Origin of the sequence: Salibaculum halophilum, from assembly GCF_002094885.1 — a bacterium.
GTDB lineage: Bacteria > Pseudomonadota > Alphaproteobacteria > Rhodobacterales > Rhodobacteraceae > Salibaculum > Salibaculum halophilum.
In genome coordinates this window covers 65,857-83,273 of sequence record NZ_MSIT01000010.1, presented here as the reverse complement: position 1 = coordinate 83,273, position 17,417 = coordinate 65,857, and the positions used below count along the sequence as shown (strand labels likewise).

The 17,417-nt window shown below is 69.7% G+C and carries 17 protein-coding genes; 8 read left to right on the top strand and 9 right to left on the bottom strand.

Annotation, left to right across the window (positions count from 1 at the left end):
• The first annotated feature begins 74 nt into the window (after positions 1–74).
• From BU124_RS08745 to glmM, 5 genes are all read left to right on the top strand, one after another.
• A complete protein-coding gene (locus BU124_RS08745; RefSeq protein WP_084862767.1) occupies positions 75–2,621 on the top strand; it encodes a putative PEP-binding protein in 2,547 nt (848 codons plus the stop codon).
• Between the two features lie 199 nt (positions 2,622–2,820).
• Positions 2,821–3,462, top strand: coding sequence for a cell wall hydrolase (locus BU124_RS08740; protein WP_245831654.1), 642 nt, complete (start codon positions 2,821–2,823; stop codon positions 3,460–3,462).
• A 101-nt stretch (positions 3,463–3,563) separates the two neighbouring features.
• The gene (locus BU124_RS08735; RefSeq protein WP_084862762.1) at positions 3,564–4,478 is read left to right on the top strand and encodes a dihydroneopterin aldolase; all 915 of its coding nucleotides are present in this window, start codon (positions 3,564–3,566) and stop codon (positions 4,476–4,478) included.
• Entirely contained in the window at positions 4,478–5,500 is a 1,023-nt protein-coding gene (gene folP / locus BU124_RS08730; protein WP_084862759.1) for a dihydropteroate synthase, read from the top strand. Before BU124_RS08735 ends, folP begins: the two co-directional genes overlap by 1 nt.
• Positions 5,497–6,843 (top strand): phosphoglucosamine mutase, encoded by a 1,347-nt coding sequence (gene glmM / locus BU124_RS08725; RefSeq protein ID WP_084862757.1) that lies wholly within the window; start codon positions 5,497–5,499, stop codon positions 6,841–6,843. Before folP ends, glmM begins: the two co-directional genes overlap by 4 nt.
• Before the next feature lie 80 nt (positions 6,844–6,923).
• Here glmM and BU124_RS08720 read toward each other — a convergent pair whose 3' ends face one another.
• Both BU124_RS08720 and ilvC read right to left on the bottom strand, forming a co-directional pair.
• The gene (locus tag BU124_RS08720; protein WP_084862755.1) at positions 6,924–7,826 is read right to left on the bottom strand and encodes a DMT family transporter; all 903 of its coding nucleotides are present in this window, start codon (positions 7,824–7,826) and stop codon (positions 6,924–6,926) included.
• Between the two features lie 111 nt (positions 7,827–7,937).
• A complete protein-coding gene (gene ilvC, locus BU124_RS08715; RefSeq protein WP_084862753.1) occupies positions 7,938–8,960 on the bottom strand; it encodes a ketol-acid reductoisomerase in 1,023 nt (340 codons plus the stop codon).
• 137 nt (positions 8,961–9,097) lie between these two features.
• Between ilvC and BU124_RS08710 the strand changes: the two genes are divergently transcribed.
• The 3 genes from BU124_RS08710 to BU124_RS08700 all read left to right on the top strand — a co-directional run bounded on the left by BU124_RS08710 (position 9,098) and on the right by BU124_RS08700 (position 10,650).
• Entirely contained in the window at positions 9,098–9,553 is a 456-nt protein-coding gene (locus BU124_RS08710; RefSeq protein ID WP_084862848.1) for an Lrp/AsnC family transcriptional regulator, read from the top strand.
• A complete protein-coding gene (locus BU124_RS08705; RefSeq protein WP_084862751.1) occupies positions 9,550–10,005 on the top strand; it encodes an Lrp/AsnC family transcriptional regulator in 456 nt (151 codons plus the stop codon). Before BU124_RS08710 ends, BU124_RS08705 begins: the two co-directional genes overlap by 4 nt.
• Before the next feature lie 117 nt (positions 10,006–10,122).
• Positions 10,123–10,650: an AMP-binding protein gene (locus BU124_RS08700; RefSeq protein ID WP_084862749.1), complete on the top strand. Its 528-nt coding sequence runs from the start codon at positions 10,123–10,125 to the stop codon at positions 10,648–10,650.
• A 10-nt stretch (positions 10,651–10,660) separates the two neighbouring features.
• Here BU124_RS08700 and BU124_RS08695 read toward each other — a convergent pair whose 3' ends face one another.
• The 7 genes from BU124_RS08695 to BU124_RS08665 form a co-directional block, all read right to left on the bottom strand.
• Complete coding sequence (locus BU124_RS08695; RefSeq protein WP_084862747.1) at positions 10,661–11,329, bottom strand: SOS response-associated peptidase; 669 nt, start codon at positions 11,327–11,329, stop codon at positions 10,661–10,663.
• A 4-nt stretch (positions 11,330–11,333) separates the two neighbouring features.
• On the bottom strand, positions 11,334–12,527 hold the full coding sequence (locus BU124_RS08690) for a class I SAM-dependent methyltransferase (protein WP_084862745.1): 1,194 nt from the start codon (positions 12,525–12,527) through the stop codon (positions 11,334–11,336).
• On the bottom strand, positions 12,527–12,841 hold the full coding sequence (locus tag BU124_RS08685) for a DnaJ family domain-containing protein (RefSeq protein WP_084862743.1): 315 nt from the start codon (positions 12,839–12,841) through the stop codon (positions 12,527–12,529). Before BU124_RS08685 ends, BU124_RS08690 begins: the two co-directional genes overlap by 1 nt.
• Before the next feature lie 52 nt (positions 12,842–12,893).
• The gene (locus BU124_RS08680) at positions 12,894–14,345 is read right to left on the bottom strand and encodes a TrkH family potassium uptake protein (protein WP_084862741.1); all 1,452 of its coding nucleotides are present in this window, start codon (positions 14,343–14,345) and stop codon (positions 12,894–12,896) included.
• 62 nt (positions 14,346–14,407) lie between these two features.
• Complete coding sequence (gene folE2 / locus BU124_RS08675; RefSeq protein ID WP_084862846.1) at positions 14,408–15,511, bottom strand: GTP cyclohydrolase FolE2; 1,104 nt, start codon at positions 15,509–15,511, stop codon at positions 14,408–14,410.
• Positions 15,512–15,649: 138 nt separating this feature from the next.
• On the bottom strand, positions 15,650–16,195 hold the full coding sequence (locus tag BU124_RS08670; RefSeq protein ID WP_084862738.1) for a GNAT family N-acetyltransferase: 546 nt from the start codon (positions 16,193–16,195) through the stop codon (positions 15,650–15,652).
• Positions 16,195–17,373 (bottom strand): aminotransferase class V-fold PLP-dependent enzyme, encoded by a 1,179-nt coding sequence (locus BU124_RS08665; protein ID WP_084862736.1) that lies wholly within the window; start codon positions 17,371–17,373, stop codon positions 16,195–16,197. The genes BU124_RS08670 and BU124_RS08665 overlap by 1 nt, the downstream gene beginning before the upstream one ends.
• Positions 17,374–17,417: the final 44 nt, after the last annotated feature.

Sequence of the window (17,417 nt, the reverse complement as noted above, 5' to 3'; positions counted from 1 at the left end):
CGGTCATGAAAGTGTCACGCCGGGCTTGCGCCGAATCGCGGGCGGCCTAAGGTGCGGCGCAGAGGAGTGCTGCAATGCAGAAAGTCGTGACCCTGAAGGACATGTGCGTCATCACCCGGACCGCCCCCATGGCGGACGAGGTTCACGGCGGCCGCGCGAAATGCCTGCAACGGCTCGTGCGCATGGACTTTCCGGTGCCCCGCACGGTGGCGCTGTCCTTCGAGGCGGTGCGCCTGATCGCCGCCGGCCAGCCCCCGGCCGCCGCCGCCATTCTGAAGGAATTTCCCACGCTGCCGCTGCTCTCGGTGCGGCCCTCCAGCCTGAACCCCGACTGGGGCGGGCCGGGGGCGATCCTGAACATCGGCATGAACGCGGCCAAGCACGAGGCGCTGTGCGGCACCATCGGCGAGGACATGGCGACCCGGCTCTACATGTCCTTCGTGCAGTCCTACGCGGTGCATGTCGCGCGGCTCGACGCCGAGGAATTCGACGCCGCGGCCCATCCCAGCATCGACAACCTCAATGCCATGCTGGCGGTCTACGAGGCCGAAACCGACGCGCCCTTCCCGCAGCGGGCCGAGGATCAGCTGGCCGAGGTCCTGCGCTCAATGGCGCGGGCCTGGGACGGCACCAGCGCGCGCCTGCTGCGCCAGGCCAAGGGCGCGCCCGCCGACGCCGGGCTGGGGCTGGTGGTGCAGGAAATGGCCCTCGGCATCGGGGCGGGCGAAAGCGGCTACGGCGTGATCCAGTTCGTCGACCCGGCCACCGGCCAGCGCCGGCCCACCGGGCGCTACAAGGCACAGGCCATCAGCGGCGAACGCCTGCGCGAGCAGGCGGACACGCTCTACCTGACGCAGGACCCCCGCGGCCCCTCGCTGGAGGATCGCTGTCCCGAGGTCTTCGCGCGCTTGCAGGCCTTCGGCGCGGCCTGCCGCCAGAAGCTGCGCGAGGAGATGGAAGTCAAGTTCGTGCTGCAGGACGGCGCGGTCCAGGTGATCGACGCGATCCGGGTGCCGCGATCTGCGCGGGCGGCCGTGCGCGTGGCCGTCGACCTGGCCGAGGACGGTATCATCGGCCGCGACGAGGCCCTGACGCGCGTCGAGCCTGACGCGCTGTCGGAACTGCTGCACCGGCAGGTGGCAGCAGACGCCCCGCGCGACGTCATCACAACCGGCATCGCCGCCAGCCCTGGCGCCGCGGCGGGGCGGCTGGTCTTTTCGCCCTACGAGGCGCAGGCGAGCGCGGCCCGCAACGAGGCCTGCGTGCTGCTGCGCCGCGAGACAACGCCCGAGGACATCCGCGGCATGCACGCCGCCGAGGCCGTGGTGACGGTGCGCGGCGGCATCACCAGCCACGCCGCCGTGATCGGGCGCGGGCTGGGCCTTCCTTGCGTCGTGGGCGCCGACGGCCTGGTGATCGACGAACGCAAGCGCCAGGTGAAGGGCCCACGCGGGCGCATCTTCCGCGAGGGCGACATCGTCACCGTTGACGGCACCACCGGCCAGCTGCTCAACGGCCAGGCCAGGACGGTCGAGGCCGCGCTGGACGACACCTTCCAGACGTTGCTGTCCTGGGCCGACGAGGTGCGCGACATCGGCATCCGCGCCAATGCCGACACCCCCGCCGATGCCCAGAGCGCACGCAATTTCATGGCCCAGGGCATCGGGCTGTGCCGGACCGAGCACATGTTCTTCGAGGAAGACCGCGTCAACCTGATGCATGAGATGATCTTCTCGGACAGCCCCGAGGGCCGCGCGGCGGTGCTCGACCGGCTATTGCCGCTTCAGCGGGCGGATTTCGCGCAGGTGTTCGGCATCATGGAAGGCCTGCCGGTCTGCATCCGCCTGTTCGACCCGCCGCTGCACGAGTTCCTGCCCACCGGCAAGCCGGGCATGCGCGACCTGGCCGATGTGCTGGACCTGCCGCTGAGCCAGGTGGTCGAGCGCATCGAGCAGCTCGAGGAGTACAACCCCATGCTGGGGCTGCGCGGCGTGCGGCTGGGCGTGACCGTCCCCGAGATCTACGAGATGCAGGCGCGCGCCATCTTCGAGGCCACGATCGCGGCCAGCAAGAGCGGCGCGCCCGTGGTGCCCGAGATCATGATCCCGCTGGTCAGCGCCATGAAGGAGGTGGAACTGGTCCAGGGCCGCATCGACGCGGTGGCCTCCGCCGTGCGCGCCGAGACCGGGGCCGCCTTCGACTACCGGCTCGGGGTCATGGTCGAGACCCCGCGCGCCGCCCTGCGCGCCGCCGACATCGCCCAGCACGCGGCCTTCCTGTCTTTCGGGACCAATGACCTGACCCAGATGACCTATGGCCTGTCGCGCGACGACGCCAGCCGCTTCATGTCCGACTACGTGCGGCTGGGCGTCTACGACGAGGACCCCTTCCACCGGCTGGACCTCGACGGGGTGGGCGAGTTGCTGCGCATCGGCGCCGAGCGTGGCCGGGACGGTCGCCCGGATGTGACCCTGTCGATCTGCGGCGAACACGGCGGGGACCGCGCGGCCATCGATTTCTGCCGCGCGAATGGCTTCGACTATGTCTCCTGTTCGCCTTTCCGGGTACCGGTGGCGCGATTGACCGCGGCCCAGCTCTATCTCGAAGGCAAATCCGGATAGCAGGGATAGGGGGCCACACGGCGCGGGCCACAAAGGCTTGAGGCCGGCCCCGGGCGCTGTGCCCCCGTTGCATCAGCCGCATGATGGCCATGTGCCCGCCGGGGTGGACGCAGGCCTGTCCGTCGCCTAATTCCACCGCTCATAGCAGGGTCAGCGGACCCTGTGCCACCTGTGGGGATGACAGATGATTACCCGGATTATGACGCGCGCCGTCCTGGCCGCCGCGGTCCTGCTCGGTCCGATGGGCACGACAGCCACGGCGGAATTGCTGGAAAGCCGTCTTGCCGCCCTTCTGGGCCAGGAACGCGAGGCGATCCGCATGGTGCCGGACAGCCGCCTGTCGGCCCTGACCGCCCCGCCCACCCCGGTGGCGGGCAAGGCCGCGGCGGCCGGTGGCCAGATTGACTACAACCGGGATTTCCTCGCCGGGCAGCCGGCCGCCGACGGTGGCGCGCAGTGGGAATGCCTGACCGAGGCGCTTTATTTCGAGGCGCGCGGGGAATCCGTGCGCGGCATGTTCGCGGTGGGCGAGGTCATCCTCAACCGCGTGGACAGTGCCCGCTTTCCCGACGATGTCTGCGCCGTGGTCACCCAGGGCACCGGGCAACTCTACGGCTGCCAGTTCACCTTCACCTGCGACGGCCATCCCGAAACCGTGCACGAGCCGCGCGCCTGGGCCGCGGTCGGCAAGGTCGCGCGCCTGCTGATCGACGGGTCCGTGCCGGGTGACCTGACCAACGGTGCCACCTACTATCACACCCGGGCCGTCAGCCCGCGCTGGGCGCGCGTTTTCCCCCGCACCACAACGATCGGGTCGCACCACTTCTACCGGCAGGGCTGAGACAGCCCGGGTCGCGCGCGGGCCCTCGCCCGTCGCGCATCGGCGCTTGTTCCCGTCTACAGGCCCTAGTATCCCCGCGACACGACAACCGGGGGTGCCCCATGAATTCCGACATCCGCCTCGCCTTCGCCCACCCGGCCGAACGCGCCGAAGCCACTGTCCCGGCCGAAGGCGCGCTCAACGACCGCATCTCCCTGCGCGACCACGTCGCCGAGGTCGAGATCGGCGCCTTCCAGGCCGAGCGCGGCAGCCCGCAGCACATCAAGTTCAACGTGGTGGTCGAGGTCGCGCCGCTGTCCGGCCCCATCGAGGACGATGTCGACCGCATCCTGTCCTACGACCGGGTGACCGAGGCGATCCAGCACGAGCTGGGCGCCGAGCGGCTCAACCTTCTGGAAACCCTGGCTGAGCGCGTGGCCGACCGCATCCTGCTGGAGCCGCAGGCCGAACGCGTCTTCGTGCGAATCGAGAAGCTGGACCGCGGGCCCGGCGCGCTTGGCGTCGAGATCGCCCGCGAACGGGGCCGCCAAGCCGGCGCCGCGCAGGCCCACGAAGAAGCCCCGCATCCGCGCATCGTCTACCTGACCAACGCGGCGATCGCGTCCGACGACCTGTCGCGCTGGATAGACGATTTCGCCGCGCGCGCGGCGCCGCTGATCTTCTGCGTCGGCCCCGCCGATACCCCGGCCCCGCAATCGCGCGCGGCGCTGGCGCAACGCCGCATCGACCTGCTGGCGATCGAGCAGAACGCCTGGGTCCTGGCCGGGCGCGACCGGCGCTGCGTGGTCACCCGCAGCCGGACGGAACTGGACTGGGCCATGAAGAACGGCCAGATCTGCGTCTGGGCGCCCTCCAAGATCGTACTGGACGCGGTGGAAAGCCCCTCGGCCAGCCCGCGCGACGCCGTCGCATTGGCCGCCTGGTTCGCGCAGGAAATGCAGGCGGAAGAGCTTTGCGTTCTGGGCGGGACCGCGCCGGACTGCGCCCTGCCGACCACAAGCTACTCGCTGGACTGATGCCCGACCCCGCCACGGCCTATTTCCGCCCCGTCGCACAGGGCGACCCGCACCGGCCCGCCGGCGCGCACACGCTGGCCGGGGGATGGTGCTGGTTCACCCATGTCGAGCGGATCAGCCGGACCGAGGCCCCCGCGCTGATCCCGGCGGCGGAGGCGCCGCAACCCGTGCTGGCGCGGCTGACCGCCCCGCGCGCGCCGCTGGCTGGGCTGGACATGGCCCGCCCGCGGCTGATGGGCATCCTCAATGTCACGCCCGACAGTTTCTCGGACGGCGGGCTCTTCATGGACCCCGAGGCGGCCCTGGCCCAGGCGCGGGCGATGCAGGCGGCGGGGGCCGACATCATCGACGTGGGCGGCGAGAGCACCCGCCCCGGCGCGGTCGAGATCGGCGTCGAGGAGGAAGTGGGCCGCACCGCGCCCGTCATCGCCGCGATCCGCGCGGGCAGCGACGGCCCCGTGTCAATCGACACGCGCAAATCCATGGTCGCCCGCGCGGCCATGGGGGCGGGTGCCAGCATGCTCAACGACGTCTCGGCCTTTTCCTACGACAGCCGCATGGCGCCGTTCGCCGCCGACAGCGGCCTGCCGATCTGCCTGATGCACGCCCAGGGCACGCCGCAGACCATGCAGGACGCTCCGTCGTATGACGACGTGCTGCTGGACGTCTACGATTTCCTCGCCGCCCGTATCGCGCAGGCCGAGGCCGCGGGCCTGCCGCGCGACCGGATCGTTGTTGACCCCGGGATCGGTTTCGGCAAGACATTGGAACACAACCTGGCGTTGCTTCGCCGGCTGTCGCTGTTCCACGCGCTGGGCTGTCCGGTCCTGCTGGGGGCCTCGCGCAAGCGGTTCATCGGCACCCTGTCCGACGCGCCCGAGGCCCGAGACCGTCTGCCCGGCTCCCTCGCCGTGGCCCTGCACGGGCTGGCGCACGGGGTGCAGATATTGCGGGTGCACGACACGGCCGAGACCCGGCAGGCCCTGCAAGTGGCCGACGCCCTGAGAGGAGAGGCACCATGACCCGCAAGCTCTTTGGCACGGACGGGGTGCGCGGCACCGCCAATACCCCCCCGATGACGGCGGACCTGGCCCTGCGTCTGGGCGCCGCGGCCGGGCGCCACTTCCGCAACGACGCGAGGAACGACCATCGGGTGGTGATCGGCAAGGACACGCGCCTGTCGGGCTACATGTTCGAGAACGCGCTGACCGCGGGGCTGACCAGCACCGGCATGAACGTGCTGCTGCTGGGCCCGGTGCCGACGCCGGCGGTGGGCCTGCTGACGACCTCGATGCGGGCCGATCTCGGCATCATGATCTCGGCCAGCCACAACCCGGCGGCCGACAACGGCATCAAGTTCTTCGGCCCGGATGGCTTCAAGCTGTCCGACGCGGTCGAGATCGAGATCGAGCGGTTGATGGAAACCGGCTTGGAGCCTGCCCAGGCCGTCAACATCGGCCGGGCCAGGCGCATCGACGACGGGCGTTTCCGCTATGCCGAGCGGCTCAAGTCGACCCTCCCGCAGGGCCGGACGCTGGCCGGGCTGAAGGTGGTCGTAGACTGCGCGAACGGCGCCGCCCATCGCGTCGCGCCCGAGGTGCTCTGGGAGCTGGGCGCCGATGTTGTGCCCGTGGGGGTCGCCCCGGACGGCTACAACATCAATGACGGCGTGGGCTCGACGGCGCCGCGCCGCACCGCCGAGGCCATCGTCGCCCATGGCGCGGATGTCGGCCTCTGCCTCGATGGCGACGCCGACCGGGTACTGATCCTCGACGAATCCGGCAGCATCGCCGACGGCGACCAGGTCATGGCGCTTTTCGCGCGCCGCTGGGCCGAGGCCGACCGGCTGGCGGGCAATACCCTCGTCGCGACGGTCATGTCCAACCTTGGGCTGGAACGGTACCTGGGCGGGCACGGGATCACCCTGGATCGCACCCGGGTCGGTGACCGCTACGTCGTCGAGCGCATGCGCGCGGGCGGCTTCAACCTCGGCGGCGAGCAATCGGGCCATATCGTGATGACCGACTATGCCACCACGGGTGACGGGCTTCTGGCGGGCCTGCAATTCCTGGCCGCCATGGTGGAGACCGGCCAGCGCGCCTCTGAGTTGAGCCGCATCTTCGATCCTGTGCCGCAACTGTTGCGTAATGTGCGGTACGCGGCGGGAAGCGACCCGCTGGCACTGGACCCGGTCAAAAACGCCATCGCCGCAGCCGAGGGGCAGTTGAACGGCAAGGGGCGCCTGCTGATCCGCAAGTCGGGCACCGAACCGCTGATCCGTGTCATGGCCGAATGCGAGGACGAGGGCCTTCTGGCCCAAGTGGTCGACGGGATCGTCTCCGAGGTCGAACAGAGCGCCGGGTAGCGCGGCGACCGGGGCCGCCCGGTCACGGGCGGCGGACGCGATGTCGACATCGCGTGGCCGCGCCGCGCCGGCGCGGCCCGTCAGCCCCGCGGCGCGACCCGCCGGCCCGAGCCGTGCCACTGGCTGATCGCGAGTCCGGCCAGGATCAGCGCCAGCGCGGCGAAGAACCGGCCCGGCAGGGCCTCGTTCAGCACCAGCGCACCGAAGACCATGGACCAGACCGGCACCTGGTAATTGACCAGCGTCATGAAGACCGACCCCGCACTGCGCACCACCGTGACCCGCAGGAGCGCAGCCAGCGCCGTGGGCACAAGCCCCAGGAACAGGACTGCAAGGCCGGGCAGGCCGGGCTGCCAGCCCGGCACCCCCTCGACCAGCAGCATCGCCGGGACCAGGCAGACCGCCCCGACGGCCAGGGTGATCGCCGCCATGGCGATGGAATCCACCGGCGGACAGCGGCGCGTCAGCACCGAGGCCACGGCATAGGACAGCGCCGCCCCCAGACAGGCGACCTGCGCCAGCGGCACGATCCCCTGCCCCAGCCGCAGCGCCCCCGGGCCGAGAAGAACCGCCGCGCCGATGAAGCCGAGGATCACGCCGAACGTCTTGCGCAGGGCCAGTTTCTCGTCGCTGGCCAGATGCGCCAGCGGCAGCACGAAGAGCGGCACCGCCGTCATGGCCAGCCCGGCGAAGGCCGAGGGCACGTATTGCTGCCCCCAGCTGAGCAGGAAGAACGGCAGCGCGGTATTCAGCGGACCGATCACCGCCAGGTAGGCCCAGACCGTGCGCCCTGCCGGCCATGGCCGGTCGAGGAGCTTCATCAGCGCCAGAAGCGAGACCGCCCCCAGCGTGGTGCGCGCGCAGGCCACCGTCAGCGGGCCATAGCCCCGCAGGGCGACGGCCACGACCATGAAGGTTCCACCCCAGATCAGGCCAAGGGCGATGACGGAAAGCCAGTTCGTCAGGGTCGGTTGCGCCGCCATGTCTGTCTCTTTTGCTGACGCGAAACGGACCCGCAAGCCTCGGCTCGCGGGTCCGGGATCGAATTTCCAGAAATTCGATCAGGGCACGGAAATTCCGGAATTTCCGTCCGCTCAGTTCTTGGCCTTGTCCACCAGCTTGCCGGCCGAGATCCAGGGCATCATGGCGCGCAGCTTCTCGCCCACCTGCTCGATCTGGTGCTCGTCGTTCAGACGCCGGGTGGCCTTGAACATCGGCTGGCCGACGGCGTTTTCCTGCATGAAATCGCGCACGAAACTGCCATTCTGGATATCGGTCAGCACCGCCTTCATGCGCGCCTTGGTCTCGTCATAGGGCAGGATGCGCGGCCCCGAGACATATTCGCCATACTCGGCGGTGTTCGAGATCGAGTAGTTCATGTTGGCGATGCCGCCCTCGTAGATCAGGTCCACGATCAGCTTGACCTCGTGCAGGCACTCGAAATAGGCCATTTCCGGGTCGTAACCGGCCTCGACCAGCGTCTCGAAGCCCATGCGGATCAGTTCGACTAGGCCACCGCACAGGACGGCCTGTTCACCGAAGAGGTCGGTTTCGCATTCCTGGCGGAAGGTCGTCTCGATGATGCCCGACCGGCCGCCGCCGATGGCCGCACAATAGCTGAGCCCGAGTTCCATGGCCTTGCCGGTGGCGTCCTGGTCCACGGCCACCAGGCAGGGCACGCCGCCGCCCTTGACGTATTCGCCGCGCACGGTGTGGCCCGGCCCCTTGGGCGCCATCATCAGGACATCCACGCCCTTGGGCGCCTCGATCAGGCCGAAATGCACGTTCAGGCCATGGGCAAAGGCGATGGCCGCCCCCGGCTTGAGGTGATCGCGGACCTGTGTGCGCCAGGTCTCGGCCTGAAGCTCGTCGGGCATGGTGAACATCATCAGGTCGCACCAGGCGGCGGCCTCGCTGATGCCCATGACCTGCAGGCCCTCGCCTTCGGCCTTGGCGGCCGAAGCCGAGCCCTCGCGCAGGGCGACGGCGACATTCTTCGCGCCGCTGTCGCGCAGGTTCAGCGCGTGGGCATGGCCCTGCGAGCCGTAGCCGAGGATGGCGACCTTCTTGTCCTTGATCAGGTTCACATCGCAATCGCGATCGTAATAGACGCGCATGGGGCGGTCCTTTCCTTGGTGGGATGTTGACTGGCGGCGTTATGCCCGTGTTGCGCGGGGATGGCGAGAGCCGAAGTCACGAGATTATTGGCCATGATGACGTTGTCATGCGTAATTTGCGCATATACGACGTTTTCATGCTGGATGACCTCGACCGCCGCCTCCTGCGCCAATTGCAGGCAGATCCGTCGCTGAGCGGGGCCGAACTGGCCGACAGGGCCGGGGTGACGGCGCTGCGCGCCACGCGGCGGCTGGCCCGGCTGGAGGAGCGCGGCCTCCTGCGGGGGCGGCGCGCGCGCATCGACTGGACGGCGCTGGGATACGCCGTCGCCGTGAGCCTGCGATTTACACTGGAAAAGACGCAGGCCAACGCCTTCGACGCCTTCATCGCCGCCGCGCGCGAGATCCCCGAGGTCGTGGAGATCCAGACCTTCCTGGGCAAGGTGGACGTGCGGCTTTCTGTCATCGCCCGCGACATGGCGCATTACCAGCAGCTCTACCGCGCGCGCATCCTGGCCCTGCCCCATATCGCCGAGCTGGAGGCGCTGATGACCGTGGCGACCGTCAAGAGCGACGAAAGCCTGCCGCTGTGACGGAGCTGGACGCCACCGACCGCGCCCTGCTGCGCGAGATGGCCCGCGACGCCGGGCGAAGCGCCGCGGCCCTGGGCCAGGCGGTGGGGCTGAGCCAGCCGGCCACATGGCGGCGGCTGCGGCGGCTGCGCACGGCGGGCGTTCTGGCCGGACAGCGGGTGGACCTGGACGCCGAGGCGCTGGGCTTCGGGGTGACGGTCTTTCTCGGCGTCAAGCTGGCCACCAAGGGCCGCGTCAGCCTCGAGGATTTCGAGCGTGCGGTCACGGCCATCCCCGAGGTGCAACTGGTCGAACACGTTCTGGGGATGTACGACTACCGGCTGCGCGTCGTCGCCCGAGACCTGTCGGATTTCGAGCGGGTGCTGCGGCGGCGGATCATGACCCTGCCCGGCGTGGGCGACGTCGAGGCCAACGTGCTGCTGTCCGAGGAACGCCGGCCCGGGCCTCTCTAGCCCATTGCCCCTTGGCGCAGGCGCGGGCAGGGTTGCGCCATGCATGACCACACCGATCATCCCCCTGACTGCGCCTGTAATTTGCACGCCCCGGCGCCAACCGATGCCCCGCCGGCGATGGCGCCGAACACGGCCTATGACGCGCTCTGCGCGCCGCACATCGACAGCGCCGCGCCGGTTCTGGCCTGGCGGGGGCGGCGGATCGGCCATGCCAAGTTCCTGCGTCTGGCCGCAAGGGCGGCCAATGCCCTGGCCGCCGCGGGGTTGGGCGCGGACGATGTGGTGACGGTGCAGGTGGTCCGGTCGCCTGTCGCGCTGGCGCTCTGTGCCGGGGCGGTGCAGGCGGGGGTGATCTATGCGCCGCCCGGTGCGGTCCAATCCGACACAGGGCTGCTGATCCGCGACACGGCGGGGCCACCGGCGCGCGGCCCGGCCCTGACCCTGTCGGCCGATGGCGACTGCGGCACGTTCCTCGACCTCATGGCGGCGCAGGAGGAGGTCGCCCCGGTCGCCGCGCGCGGGCCGGGGGATACCGCCGCCCTGTGCCTTGGCCCCGCGGAGGTGCGCGTGGTGACCCACCGGGCCCTTCTGGCGCAGGCGCGCGGGCCGGCCGACCTCTGGGCACCATTGGAGGCCGGGCCCTGACCGGCCGCGGTCAGTCGGCGTCGATCGGGTCGATCAGCTCGGGTCCGCTGGCGCGGTTGGAGTTCACCGCCCGGCTGACCCGGTGAAAGTGCAGCACGTCCTCGCCCGGGGCCTGCATCAGTCGCGCCGCACCCTTGCCCGCCTCGCCCAGCCAGAGCGGCCAGTCCTCCTGTTCCAGCACCACCGGAATGCGGTGGTGGATCGGTGCCATCGCCGCGTTCGCCCCGGTGGTGACGATGGCGCAGGTGGTCAGGGCCGCGCCGTCGCGCACCCAGTCCTGCCAGATGCCGGCGAAGGCCAGCGGCGCGCCGTCGCGGCGGGTGATGTACCAGGGCAGCTTGGTGCCATCCTCCAGCCGGGTCCATTCATAGAAGCCGCTGGCCGGGATCAGGCAACGGCGTTCTCGGCAGGCCGCGCGAAAGGCCGGTTTCTCGGCGATGGTCTCGGCGCGGGCATTGATCAGCAGCGGGCGGTCGGTCACGCCGGTGTACCAGTGCGGGACGAAGCCCCAGCGCATGGCGCGCAGGTGCCGCGTGCCCGCGTCGCTGGTCACGGTGGCGACCTGTGCGGTCGGGCAGACGTTGTAATTCGGCACATCCGGCAGGTCGTTGGCGGGGGCGGCGTCGAAGACCTGCGCCATCGCGTCATGCGGCAGGGTCAGGGCCATGCGTCCGCACATCGCGCTACCTGCCGATCCCGGAATAGAGCAGCAGGCCGAAGCCGCCCAGCTCGCGGTCGACCTGCGCCCAGAGCGTGCCGAAGGCCAGCGGGTCCAGCCCGGCGCCCATGGCGATCTCGGCCAGGGTGCGTTTGCCGTTTATCCCGCCGATCAGCCGCGCCACCTTTTTCGGCAGGCGCAGGGTCTCGGTCACCGGGCCTAGGCTCAGCGGCACCCGCTTGCCCGCCGCGACCGCCTGCGCCAACTTCGCCGGTGCCGCGCCCTTCAGGTGGGGGACGAGCGACAGGTCCGAGGGGCGCGCGCGGGCCGCGTCGTGCCCGGCCGCGACGGCGTAGCCCACGTGCCCCTTGATGGTGCCGCGCAGCTGTTCGGCCACGGCCATGCGCGTGATCGGGTCCATCTCGGCCGGCACCTCCGCCAGCCGCGACGGATCATAGAGCGCCGGCTGAACGAAGCCCGACAATTGCCAGCCGGTCTCGGCCATGACCGACAGCAGCTCTTCGACGGCAAAGGCGCGATCCTGCGCGTTCAGAAGCAGGTCGTGGAACCCGGCATCGGAGTTTTCGTGATCGCCCAGGAGCCGGTTGCGCTTGAACGGGTGGTCCGCGGGCAGGTTTTCGAGGATTTCTTTCGCGCGGGCCAGCCTGTCTTGCGGCGGCAGCCCGTCCAGCAGCGCGCCGAAGGCCGCCTGCAGCGGATAGACCCCGCTACGGCCATGCGGGGCGTAGACCATGAAGCCCAGCCCGCCGCCGGGGGCCAGCGCGGCGCGCAGGGCGGCAAAACCCGTCGCCGGGTCGGGCAAGTGGTGCAGCACGCCGCAGCAGTCGATGTAATCGAAGGTGCCGTGATCGGCCGCCTCCAGAAGCGATCCGGTCTCGAAGCGGATGCCGGTCAGGCCGCGCGCCTCGGCCCGGGCCTCGGCCACCGCGCGCGCGGCCTCGGACAGGTCCAGGTAGGTGATCTCGGCCGGCTTGCCCGCCCAGTCCATCATCTGCGCCAGCTGGATCAGCCCGTCGCCGGTCCCCCCGCCTGCGATGAGGACGCGCAGGGGCCGCGACCAGTCGCGCCGGCCGGCAAAGATGAAATGGTCGATCTCGCGCGGCTCAGACGGCGAGCCGGTGATCAGACGGTCGGCCTCCGCCGCCGGATCGCGGTCGGGATAGGGATAGGCCTCGTACTGGTCGCGCACCCGGCCCATCACCGCCGCCGCGCCCGTGGCTTGCGGGCGAGCTCCAGCCGGGCCTCGGCCATCGACATTTCCTTGAGGATGTCGCGCCGCGCGGTCCGGTCGGTGGCGGCGGCCAGCTCCGCGCGCAGCCGGGCCAGTTCGCGCGACAGCGCCACCACCTCGGGCACGCCGCCATTGTCGCGCACCAGCCGGTCAAAGACCGCGTTCTCGGGGTCGTCGCAGTCGGGCAGGCGCCGGCCCGCGCCGGGCAGGTCGTCGAAATCGCCCGCCTCCTGGGCGGCGCGGATGCGGCGATCCACCAGGTCGAACAGGGGATGGTCCATCAGCGGGCCACCCCGCCGCGCGCTGCGTGTCCATTCATCGCCATGCCCGGTCTCAACTCCTCCAGAATTGCCATGTCAGGATGGTGAAAACGGCCATGATTTCAAGCCGCCCTACCAGCATGGCGATCGAGAGGACCCATTTTGCGGTGTCGTTCAACCCGCCGAAGTTGCCCGCCGGGCCGATCTCGTTGCCCAGGCCCGGCCCGACATTGGCGATGGCCGTGGCCGCGCCGCTGATGCTGGTGATGAAGTCCAGCCCGGTCATGCCCAGCAGGACCCCCGTTACCCCGATGGCCACCATGAAGGCGACGAAGAACGCCATGACCGAGCTCAGCGCCTCCTCGCTGACCGGGCGGCCCTGGTAACGCACGTTGAAGACGCCATGCGGGCTGTGGATGCGCCGGATCTGCGCCTTCACCGCCGAGAACAGCAGCTGGTAGCGAAAGACCTTGACCGAACAGGCGGTGGACCCGGCGCAGCCGCCGATGAGCCCGATGAAGAAGATCATCGTCACCGCGAAGGGCCCCCATTGCATGTAGTCCGCGCTGGCATAGCCGGTGCCGGTCATGATCGAGACGACATTGAACAGCGACTTGCGGAACCCGGTTTCTGTCAGCGCCGCGCCGAGCGCCCAGTTCCAGGCCGCCAGCACCAGCACCAGCGCCGCCGCGATGACGAAAAAGGCCCGGATCTGGCTGTCGCGCAACAGCGGCCGGGCGCCGTTGCCGGATATGAGTTGGACGTAGCGCACGAAGGGCAGTGCCGCCAGCAGCATGAAAAGCGCGGCCGTGTATTCCACCCCGGCCCCAAGACTGGCGAAAGAGCTGTCGTAGTTCGCGAAACCGCCGGTGGCGATGGTGGTCATGGCATGGACGATGGCATCGAAGGGAGCCATCCCCGCCACCCCGTACAGCAGGGCACAGGCCAGGGTCAGCCCCACGTAAATCACCGAGATCGAGCTGGCGATCTCGGTGGCGCGCGGCAAGATCTTGCCCATGGTGTCAAACGCCTCGGAGCGGAAGATCTGCATGCCGCCGACCTTGAGTTCAGGCAAGAACACCATGGCCACGACGATGATGCCGATCCCGCCCAGCCATTGCAGGATACCGCGCCAGAGCTTTAGGCCCTCGGGGAGGCTGTCGATACCGCTCAGCACGGTCGACCCGGTGGTGGTCAGCCCCGACATGGCCTCGAAGAAGGCATCGGTGAAGGACAGCCCGTCGATGGCCAGCAGGAAGGGGATCGCGCCGAATAGCGGCAGCGTCAGCCAGACGAGCGTGGTCAGAAGGAAGGTCTGGCGAATGGTCAGCCCGGTGGAAATCCCGCTGGAACATGACAGCGCCACGAGCCCGCCGACCATTATGGTGATTACGCCGCTTTCCAGGAAAACCGGCCAGAAGCCGTTGCCGGCCACGAGGTCGGCCAGAAACGGCGCGACCATCGTGACACCCAGCGCCGCCACGAGCAGGCCGATGACATATCCCACGGGGCGCAGGTCCAACATGGCGCAAAGCGTTGGCCCGCTCCGCCAGGATAGTCAAGCGCCCGCGCGTAGGCCTGCCACGCTCAGCGCGCGTGGATCAGGCTGGAAAAGAGCTTGGGGTCAAGGCTTTCGCTCTCGAAGGTCGGCCCCTCGGTCAGCACGCTGACCGCGTCGTGCGAATGCAGGCTTTCCTGGTGGCTGGCGATCACCCGGAAATCGCCGATGCGCGCGTCGCCCTGCAGCGCCTCGGAAAACAGCCGGGCGGCGTCCTCGACGAAGATCGGGTTGGCGGCGTTGAGCTCGGCAAAGGCCTGTTCGTCCTCGCGCTTGACCATCACCTGGGTTTCCGTGGGCACGGCCGTGCGGCACAGATCGATCAGGTCCTCGAACCACAGGCAGGGGGCGGCGGCGTCCACCTCGACCGAGATGCGCGCGACCGAGCGCTGCGAATGCGGCGTCGCCAACTGGCCGCGGGACTGGCGGGCGTGCTCGGACAGTTCCAGCGAACAGGGGCAGGTCGACGAATAGACGTAGTCGAGATGCATCATCCGGCGGCGCACCCCGTCGGTTTCCACGACCTCCAGCGCAATGTCGTAATACTGATAGCCAGACAGGCCCGAGCGCAGCGAGTCGACCTTCACAGGGAAGGAAAAGCGCATCTCGATGCGGGCGTCGAAACTTTCCAGATCGGACTTGTAGGCGTCCAGCGCCCGCTCGACCACCTCGAAGGAAAAGGTCTCCTCGGCATGCTCGTAGAAGGTCCGCATGATGCGGGACATGTTGATGCCCTTCTTTTCGGCCTCGAGGCTGACGGTGCCGGTAACGCTGGTTTCCAGGGTCAGGTCGCCGTTGTCGCGGGTGTGAAAGCGGATCGGCAGGCGGAAGTTCGAGATGCCGACGTGCTGGATCGCCTGGCGGGCGCCGCGGATCATGCTGGCCGGGCCGTTCTGCAGATCGGGCATGGTGGCCTTGTAGGCGGCGTCCGCGCGGAACTCCTCCGGGTAGGCGCGCGACAGCGCCGGGTAGGTCGCCGGCTCGCCGCCGGGCACGAGGCGCGTGACCATCGGGTCGAGGTCCGCCGCCTCGGCATCGCTGACCCCTTCGGCCCAGCGGCGCAGCAGGGCCAGCGCCTCGGCGGCGTCCTCGCGGGTCAGGTCACGGGTCAGGTCCTTGGAATGCAGATTCATGTCGGCCTCGTCAGCTTCGCGCGCAATCAGTTCTAACATGGGGCCGTTTTGCGGAATGTCCAAAAAATGCCGCCACGCGACCGGTTTGCGACCGCTTCCCGCGCCGTCGACGGCGCGGACGCTGCGTCGACGCAGCGTCTACCGGGCGGCGACCGCCCGGTGCCGGCAGGGATTTTCGAAAATCCCTGCCGCCGGCCCGGCGGCGCGCGCTGTCGCGCGATGTCGCGGGGGCAGGGCTTTTCGCATTGCGTCCCTGTCCAGCACCACGCCGGCCCGGATCACCGGGTCGGGGGCGACCACCTGCCAGCCGTGGCGGGCCAGAAAGCGCCGCGCCATCCGGCTGGCACGCGCCGTCAGCGCGGGCAGCCGCCGCGCTCGCGCGCGGCTTTCCAGCACCAGGTAGAGCCGGTCCGCGACGCCCTGCCCGCGCCGCGCAGGCAGCACGTAGGCCAGCTCGAGGAATCCCTGCGGGTCCATCGTCATGAACCCGGCGATCCCGTCGGCCTCGGCCACGACAGTTTCCAGACCGTCCAGCCGGCGGGCGAAGTCCTCTGCCGGGGGCCGACGGGGCACCCAGGCGGTGCGCGCCGCCTCCGAGTAGGGGCTGAGACCCTCGCGCACGGCGCGCCAGAAGATCTCGGCCAGCGCCGCGGAATCCTCGGGGCGGGCGTCGCGGACCCACATCAGGCCGCCTCCAGCGCCGCTGTCAGGTCGGCGATCAAGTCGGCGGGATCCTCCAGCCCCACCGACAGCCGCAGGAGGCCGTCGCTGATGCCCAGCGCATCCTTCTGCTCCTGCGGCAGGCGCTGGTGCGTGGTCGTCGCGGGATGGGTGGCGATGGACTTGGCATCCGCGAAATTGTTCGAGATCGTCACGAGCTCCAGCGCGTTGAGCACCCGGAAGGCCGCCGGTTTGCCGCCCCGGACCTCGAAGGCCAGCACGGTGCCACCCGCGGCCGTCAGCGACCGCGCCAGGTCGCATTGCGGGTGGTCCGCGTGCGTGGGATAGCGCAGCCGCGCAACGGCACCGTGCTGCGCCAGCGCCTCGGCCACCCGGGTCGCGCCTGCGACCTGGGCGCGCACGCGCAGGTCGAGCGTCTCCAGCGCCTTCAGGTGCGTCCAGGCGGTGAAGGGGTTCATCGCCCCGCCGGTGTGCTTCATGTAGGTCTCGATCGGGCCGCGGATCAGTTCCTGCGACCCGCAGATCACGCCACCCAGCATGCGCCCCTGCCCGTCCACGTGCTTGGTCGTCGAGACGATGGCGATATCGGCCCCGCAATCGCGTGCATAGGAATAGATCGGCGTGGCCATGGCATCGTCGGCAACGACGAGCGCGCCTTGCGCATGGGCCAGGCGCACGACCTGCGCCATGTCCACGACCTCGAGCGTGGGGTTCGAGATGCTCTCGAAGAAGACCAGCCGGGTGTCGGGGCGGATCGCGGCGGCCCAGGCGGCATTGTCCGTGCCGTCGACCAGCGTCACCTCGACCCCGAAGCGCGCTAGGATATCCTCGAGCACATAGAGGCACGACCCGAAGAGCGCCCGCGACGACACGACGTGATCGCCCGCCTTCAGAAGCGCCGTTAGCGCGCCCGACACGGCCGCCATGCCGCTGGTGCAGGCAAAGGCGTCTTCATAGCCCAGCATGTCGGCGATGCGGTCCTCGAACATGCGCATGGTGGGGTTGCCGTAGCGGGCATAGATGAACTCCTCCGCGCCGGCCTGCCGGAACCGGGCCTCGGCGGCCTCGGCGCTGTCGTAGACGAACCCCTGGGTGAGAAAGAGCGCCTCGCTCACCTCGCCGTACTGGCTGCGCCGCGTGCCGGCATGAACGGCCCTCGTGCGCCGCGTCCACTTGTCCATCTTGCCCTCCTTCAGGCACGAAAAAACCCCGATACCGGACAAAG

Coding starts and splice junctions, on each gene's coding strand:
- folE2 (WP_084862846.1), bottom strand. CDS start 15,511: ATGAATCTGCATTCCAAGGACCTGACCCGTGACCTGACCCGCGAGGAC.
- BU124_RS08685 (WP_084862743.1), bottom strand. CDS start 12,841: ATGGACCATCCCCTGTTCGACCTGGTGGATCGCCGCATCCGCGCCGCC.
- BU124_RS08745 (WP_084862767.1), top strand. CDS start 75: ATGCAGAAAGTCGTGACCCTGAAGGACATGTGCGTCATCACCCGGACC.
- BU124_RS08700 (WP_084862749.1), top strand. CDS start 10,123: ATGGCGCCGAACACGGCCTATGACGCGCTCTGCGCGCCGCACATCGAC.
- BU124_RS08690 (WP_084862745.1), bottom strand. CDS start 12,527: ATGGGCCGGGTGCGCGACCAGTACGAGGCCTATCCCTATCCCGACCGC.
- ilvC (WP_084862753.1), bottom strand. CDS start 8,960: ATGCGCGTCTATTACGATCGCGATTGCGATGTGAACCTGATCAAGGAC.
- BU124_RS08720 (WP_084862755.1), bottom strand. CDS start 7,826: ATGGCGGCGCAACCGACCCTGACGAACTGGCTTTCCGTCATCGCCCTT.
- BU124_RS08695 (WP_084862747.1), bottom strand. CDS start 11,329: ATGTGCGGACGCATGGCCCTGACCCTGCCGCATGACGCGATGGCGCAG.
- glmM (WP_084862757.1), top strand. CDS start 5,497: ATGACCCGCAAGCTCTTTGGCACGGACGGGGTGCGCGGCACCGCCAAT.
- BU124_RS08740 (WP_245831654.1), top strand. CDS start 2,821: ATGACGCGCGCCGTCCTGGCCGCCGCGGTCCTGCTCGGTCCGATGGGC.
- BU124_RS08680 (WP_084862741.1), bottom strand. CDS start 14,345: ATGTTGGACCTGCGCCCCGTGGGATATGTCATCGGCCTGCTCGTGGCG.
- folP (WP_084862759.1), top strand. CDS start 4,478: ATGCCCGACCCCGCCACGGCCTATTTCCGCCCCGTCGCACAGGGCGAC.
- BU124_RS08710 (WP_084862848.1), top strand. CDS start 9,098: ATGCTGGATGACCTCGACCGCCGCCTCCTGCGCCAATTGCAGGCAGAT.
- BU124_RS08735 (WP_084862762.1), top strand. CDS start 3,564: ATGAATTCCGACATCCGCCTCGCCTTCGCCCACCCGGCCGAACGCGCC.
- BU124_RS08665 (WP_084862736.1), bottom strand. CDS start 17,373: ATGGACAAGTGGACGCGGCGCACGAGGGCCGTTCATGCCGGCACGCGG.
- BU124_RS08670 (WP_084862738.1), bottom strand. CDS start 16,195: ATGTGGGTCCGCGACGCCCGCCCCGAGGATTCCGCGGCGCTGGCCGAG.